Source organism: Bacteroidota bacterium (assembly GCA_034723125.1).
Classification (GTDB): domain Bacteria; phylum Bacteroidota; class Bacteroidia; order CAILMK01; family JAAYUY01; genus JAYEOP01.
The window spans coordinates 1-6,811 of the sequence record JAYEOP010000612.1 but is presented as its reverse complement, the minus strand read 5'-3'; the positions used below and the strand labels follow the sequence as shown (position 1 = coordinate 6,811).

At 30.7% G+C, this 6,811-nt stretch carries 5 protein-coding genes; 3 read left to right on the top strand and 2 right to left on the bottom strand.

Translation table 11 applies throughout. The features are described 5' to 3' along the window. Positions 1 to 262: 262 nt before the first annotated feature. The 3 genes from wtpA (at position 263) to U9R42_15120 (ending at position 3,451) form a co-directional block, all read left to right on the top strand. Positions 263 to 1,258: a tungstate ABC transporter substrate-binding protein WtpA gene (wtpA, locus tag U9R42_15130; protein ID MEA3497359.1), complete on the top strand. Its 996-nt coding sequence runs from the start codon at positions 263 to 265 to the stop codon at positions 1,256 to 1,258. 362 nt (positions 1,259 to 1,620) lie between these two features. After that, positions 1,621 to 2,400 (top strand): ABC transporter permease, encoded by a 780-nt coding sequence (locus U9R42_15125; protein ID MEA3497358.1) that lies wholly within the window; start codon positions 1,621 to 1,623, stop codon positions 2,398 to 2,400. Next, the gene (locus tag U9R42_15120; protein MEA3497357.1) at positions 2,393 to 3,451 is read left to right on the top strand and encodes an ABC transporter ATP-binding protein; all 1,059 of its coding nucleotides are present in this window, start codon (positions 2,393 to 2,395) and stop codon (positions 3,449 to 3,451) included. Before U9R42_15125 ends, U9R42_15120 begins: the two co-directional genes overlap by 8 nt. 179 nt (positions 3,452 to 3,630) lie before the next feature. Here the strand turns inward: U9R42_15120 and uvrB are convergent, their stop codons facing one another. Further along, positions 3,631 to 5,655, bottom strand: a complete 2,025-nt coding sequence (uvrB, locus tag U9R42_15115) for an excinuclease ABC subunit UvrB (protein MEA3497356.1) — start codon at positions 5,653 to 5,655, stop codon at positions 3,631 to 3,633. A gap of 19 nt (positions 5,656 to 5,674) precedes the next feature. Continuing rightward, positions 5,675 to 6,706: an NAD-dependent epimerase/dehydratase family protein gene (locus U9R42_15110; GenBank protein MEA3497355.1), complete on the bottom strand. Its 1,032-nt coding sequence runs from the start codon at positions 6,704 to 6,706 to the stop codon at positions 5,675 to 5,677. Positions 6,707 to 6,811 lie beyond the last annotated feature (105 nt).

Here is a 6,811-nt window from a genome sequence, read left to right as displayed (position 1 = left end):
GATAACTATTTGGTTATTAGGTTCTCAATACCCATCATCTCTCATCTCTCATCTCTCCTCTCTCATCTCTCATCTCTCATCTCTCATCTCTCATCTCTCATCTCTCATCTCTCATCTCTCACATAATAATAACAAGCACCTGTGCTGAGCGAAGCCGAAGCACTCATTTTTTTTAAGAAAAACCACTCACTAATAAAACAAATAATTACATTCGTACTTTAATTTTTGTTTACTCTTTTAAAAATAAATTATCAAAATCAATATGAAAAAAGTTTCTCAATTAAGCATCACAAAAATATTTCTTACAATAATTATTTTATCAATTACATTTTACGGATGTAACAATCCCAAAGAAGAAGAAGAAGAAGAAAAGTCCGAAATTTCAGGTAAGCTTATTATTTTTCATGCAGGAAGTTTGGCTGTGCCTTTTAAACTAATAAAAGAAGAATTTGAAAAAGAATATCCTGATGTAGATGTACTTCTTGAAGCTGCAGGAAGTGTAACTTGTGCAAGAAAAATAACCGATCTTAAAAGAGATTGCGACATAATGGCTTCAGCTGATTATGCAGTGATCGACAAATTTCTTATTCCCGATTATAGCTCATGGAACATAAAATTTGCCAGCAACGAAATGTGTATTGCATTTACCAACAAGTCAACATTTGCCGACTCAATAAATGGAAATAACTGCTTTGATGTTTTGTTAAAAGATGATGTTATTTACGGAAGGTCGGACCCCAACAGCGACCCATGTGGCTACCGTTCATTATTAACAATAAAACTTGCAGAAAAATTTTACAACAAGAAAATGCTTGCTAATTTTTTAGCTAAAGATAATAATTTTATTAGACCCAAAGAAACAGACCTGATTTCGCTTCTTGAAACAAATAATATTGACTACATTTTTATTTATCGTTCGGTTGCCAAACAACATAGCTTAAACTTTATAACCCTTCCCGATTCTATAAATTTAAAATCCTCTGAATTGGCAAAATATTACAGCACTGTGGATGTTGAGATAGTTGGTAAAAAACCCGGAGAAAAAATAAAGATGCAAGGCAAACCAATGGTTTATGGACTAACAATTTTAGAAAATGCTCCAAACAAAGTTACAGCAAATGCCTTTTTAGATTTCCTACTTTCAAAAGAAAAAGGAATGAAAATTATGGAAGAAATGGGGCAACCTTCTGTTGTTCCAGCTACAACAAACACTTATCAAAATGTGCCGAAGGAGTTTAAAAAGTATGTAAAAGAATAGCCTAAATATTATTTTTAGATGCTAAGAAAAATATATAACTCATTTTATTATAATTACTAAAATGCTAATTTGGTTTCTTAAGAATAATATTTGTATATTTGATGATAATTAGAAATCACAATAAACTAAATTATATATCATGATAAACAAGACAATTTATCAACAAAGCAGGAAATTTATTTTCCTGCTTTTAATATTTTTTTCTTTACTGTATTCATCATGCACTACTGAAAAAGTATATAACCCTAGTGAAATACCAATGCTAATAAATATACTTAATAATAATTGAATAATTTAACCAAGTAATAAGGAACTGATAATAAAAAACTTATTTCTTCAAAAAGAAATATTTACTTTTGCCTGTGCAAAAAATTCAATTAAGAAATACAATATTCGCAATTTTAGGAGGGCTGGTTTTATTATTTATTATTGCTCCTCTTTTTGGTATGTTTTTATCATCTTCTCCTTCGGGAATTTTGGAAACTGCCAAAGAAAATGAAGTACAAAAAAGTATTTGGCTTACTCTTGGAACTTCTATGTTTGCCACTTTATTTTTTGCAATAGGCAGTATTCCACTTGCTTACCTGCTTGCTAAAAAAGATTTTTATTTAAAAAAACTTGTTCTCGGAATAATTAATTTACCTGTAGTAATTCCACATTCCGCAGCAGGCATTGCAATTTTAGGATTTATTTCAAGAGATTCTACAGTTGGTAAAATTGCTGATAATTTTGGGATTAGTTTTGTCGGTCATCCTGTAGGAATAGCTTTGGCAATGGCTTTTGTAAGTATTCCATTTTTGCTCAATGCCGCAAGAGACGGTTTTCTTTCTGTCCCTGATAAACTTGAAAATGCGGCTTTAAATCTTGGTGCATCTCCTACAAGAGTATTTTTTACAATCTCTCTACCATTGGCTTGGCGGAATATTGTTTCAGGATTAATATTAATGTTTGCAAGAGGGATGAGCGAATTCGGTGCTGTGGTAATTGTTGCCTATCATCCAATGGTAACCCCTGTTCTAATTTGGGAACGCTTTGGAGCTTTCGGGTTAAAATATGCCCAGCCTGTTGCGGTAATTTTCATTTGTGTATCTCTAATTGTTTTTATTGTTTTAAGATTGTTATCAAAAGAAAAAAGTGCTTGAATTAAAAAATATATCAAAGAAATTTAAAGATTTCTCACTTAAAAAATTAAATTTTAAAGTTGAGAAAAACGAATATTTTGTTCTTCTTGGTGAGTCGGGTGCAGGAAAAACTATTATTCTTGAAATTATTGCAGGATTAAAAAAAGCTGATAGCGGACAAATTTTTTATCAAGAAAAAGATATTACAGATGAAACAATTCAACACAGAAAATTCGGATTACTTTTTCAGGATTATGCTGTTTTTCCTCATTTATCTGTCAAAGAAAACATCTCATATCCTCTAAAAAAAAGAAAATTAACAAAAGTTGAAATTAATAATAAAGTCAAAGAGCTTGCTTCTGAGATGGAAATTCTTCAATTGCTTAACAGAAGACCTGCAACTCTTTCAGGTGGCGAACTACAGAGGGTTGCTTTGGCAAGAACCTTAGCCTCTGACCCAGAAATACTTTTACTTGACGAACCATTAACCTCTCTTGATGTTCAACTAAAATTTGAAATACGCTCACTGTTGCGAAAAATAAATCAAAAAGGAATAACAATAATTCATATCACTCACGATTACGAAGAAGCAATAACTCTTGCTCACAAAATTGCAATCATACAAAACGGAACAATAATTCAATCGGGTACTCCACAGGAAGTTTTCAAAAATCCTAAATCAAAATTTGTTGCAAATTTGACAGGAATAAAAAATTTTTTTAAAGTGAAAATCATTGAGCATCCTGATAAAAAGATAAAATTAGCTCAGATAAACGAAAAATTATCTTTTAAAATTCATTCGGGAATTAAAGACAAAGAAGGATTCATTTTTTTGAGTAATAAAAATATTTTAATATCAAATAGCAAACTAAGTTCCTCAGCTTTAAATAATTTTAGTGCAACAATTACAGATATTTTTCCTGCAAAACTCGGTTATGAAATAATTGCCGATATAGGTGTGAAAATTTCAATTAAAGTATCAGATGAATCTCTTAAAGATTTAAAATTGGAAATTGGAAAATCCGTTTGGTTGACTTTTAAAGCTTCATCTTTAAGGTTTTTGAAAAAATAATGGGTACTATGTTGATTTGTGTGGGTGAAAAAAAATTGAAGCCACAGATTGATTTTACTTGATTTAATGAATTTTTACAGAGAATACTACCATCAACAGTTTTTAAAACTGTGAATCTGTGGCAAATCTTTAAGTCTCAATCTATTACACCTACTGAGTAGTAACAATAAAATTATTTTTTAAACTTTATTCTCCAGAAGCTTTTTCAACTCAAACAAATCATCTCTATGCTGTGCTGCAAGGGTGAAATTTAGTTCTTTAGCCGCTTTCTTCATTTTCTTTTCCGTATCCTCTATTGATTTTTCAATTTGTTTTTTACTCATATATTTGATAACAGGATCTGCAACCAAACTTGACTTTTGCTCATAATCAAAGTATGATTTTGCTCTTTTTCTGGAATCAACAATTGAAGATTGTTCAAATATTTTGTCAGTTGATTTAACTATACTTCTTGGTGTAATCTTATGCTCGACATTATATTTCACTTGCTTCTCTCTCCTTCTATTTGTCTCATCAATAGTCCTTTGCATACTTTTAGTAATTTTATCGGCATACATAATTACTTTTCCATTAATATGCCTTGCAGCCCTTCCGGCAGTTTGAGTCAAAGATGTTTCAGATCGTAAAAAACCTTCTTTGTCAGCATCAAGTATTGCAACAAGAGAAACTTCAGGCAAATCTAAACCCTCGCGTAACAAATTTATTCCCACCAAAACATCAAATTTTCCCAAACGAAGATTACGTAGTATTTCTATCCTTTCAAGCGTATCAATTTCGGAGTGCAGATACCTTGCTTTTATATTTAAGTTCAATAAATATTTGCTCAATTCCTCCGACATTCTTTTTGTTAAGGTTGTTACCAAAATCCTCTCATTCTTTTCTACCCTTTTATCAATTTCATCAAGCAAGTCATCAATTTGATTCTGACAAGGTTTTATTTCAATTCTCGGGTCAAGAAGCCCTGTAGGTCGCACCACTTGTTCAACCACTACACCATTACTTTTTTCAAGTTCATAATCTCTGGGTGTTGCACTCACATAAATTACCTGATTTTGCATAAACTCAAATTCATTTATTTCCAAAGGTCTGTTATCCAAAGCGGCAGGCAATCTAAAGCCGTAGTCAACTAAAACACTCTTTCGTGAAGTATCACCTCCATGCATACCTTTTACCTGTGGAATTGTTACATGACTTTCGTCAATAAACATCAGATAATCCTTAGGAAAATAATCCAAAAGGCAAAATGGTCTTTCTCCCTTTTTTCTTCTATCAAAGTACCTTGAATAATTTTCAATACCGGAACAATATCCCAACTCTTTTATCATTTCAATATCAAGATTAACCCTATCACTTAATCTTTTTGCTTCCTGATATTTCCCTGCTTTTTCAAAAACACTACTTTGATTTAAAAGATCGGTTTTAATTTCATTTATCGCCAAATCCTGAACATCCGAAGGAGTAACAAATAAATTTGCAGGAAATATTGTATATTCTTTAAAAGAATCAATTCTTCTAAAAGAAACGGGATCAATAGTTTCTATGCCTTCGAGCTCCAAATCATAAAAACTAAGGCGAATTGCCGTTTCGCTATAGGAAGGAAATATTTCAATAATATCACCTGCCACTCTAAAAGTTCCATTATTTAATTCAGTATTTGTTCTTACATAAAGACCGTCAATTAGTTTGAACAAAAATTCTTTTCTATTTATTTCTTCACCAACTTTTATTTTTATCGTTGCATCATTAAATGATTCAGGATTTCCTATTCCATAAATACAAGAAACAGAAGCCACCACAATAACATCTCTCCTGCCTGACAATAAAGAAGATGTAGCTTTTAATCGCAATCTTTCAATTTCGTCATTAATGTTCAAATCTTTTTCAATGTATGTATTTGTTACAGGTAAGTAAGCTTCAGGCTGATAATAATCGTAGTAAGAAACGAAATATTCCACAGCATTATCAGGAAAAAATTGTTTAAATTCGCCATAAAGCTGAGCAACAAGTGTTTTGTTATGACTTAAAATCAAAGTAGGCCTATTCATGTTTTGAATTACATGAGCCATAGTAAATGTTTTCCCCGAACCTGTAACTCCAAGCAGGGTTTGGTACTTTTCACTCCTATTCAATCCTTCGGTAAGTTGCTTTATTGCTTCCGGCTGGTCTCCTTGAGCTTTGTATTTTGATTGCAATTTAAAATCCACAGAAATTGGTTTTTACACTTTAAAAATATTTTTTTGCAACAACAAAATTACAAGTATCCTTTATTGTTTCCTCAACTGATCTAAAATTATAATTAATTGCTGACTTAAGTTTTGAATTATTATAAATATAAATACTATTAACAAGTTTTACAAGGTCTTTTGTTATTACAGCTTCGGTTCTTGTAAAAAAAATTCTTATCGATTCAATGTAAGAAAGCATATAACTGAGATTAATATTTGCCAATTTTGATGGTGCTTTCACATTAAAATATTTTGCCATCCAATTAAAAATTTCAATGTAGTGATGATTATCGGAAACCAACAAATACCTTTCATTGTATAATTCAGATTTTTCAGAAAGCAATAAAAATAATTCGGCAGTATCACGCACATCAACATATCCGTTTTTTCCTTTTGGATAAAATGAAAAACCATTTTTAATTGTTTTAAAAACCTTCATTGATTCATGATTTTCAACTGCCGGTCCGAGAATTACACCTGGGTTTATTATTACACCTGTCAGCCCTTCTGCATATCCTCTCCATACTTCCAACTCTGCTAAATACTTACTTTTTGAATAAATAGTTGAGAATTTTTTATTGTTCACATCATTACTCTCAGTAATAATATTTTCATTGTTTCTATTTAATGAAGCAATTGAACTTGCAAAATGAAACTTAGAAATATTGTTTTTAATGCATTGATTTACAAGAATTGAAGTTCCACGAATATTTACATCATTAATGAGTTCATTATTTTTTTTAGAAAAAGAAACTACTGCTGCAAGATGAAATACTTCATCAACATTTTTAAGAGAATCTTCAATTTCATTTACATCTAAAATATCAGCATTTACAAATTCAATACTTTTAATGTAATCATCAAAAGAATTCCACAACTGTTTTTCAGGATTAAGAATGTCAAATGCAATTTCAATTTGCTCAAAGTTACTTGACTGGCGTTTTAACACCCTAATATTTTTTTTCTTTTCTGATAAGAAATAAAGGAAATAAGCTCCCAAAAAACCTGTTGCACCTGTAACTAAAATCATTTATAAAAATTATGGGGGGGGTTCTATAAATACATTTCTTTTAAGAAACAAAGATAAACTTTATTTGCCTTTCGCAAAAGATGAAAGAAAAATTTTAAGGTTGTA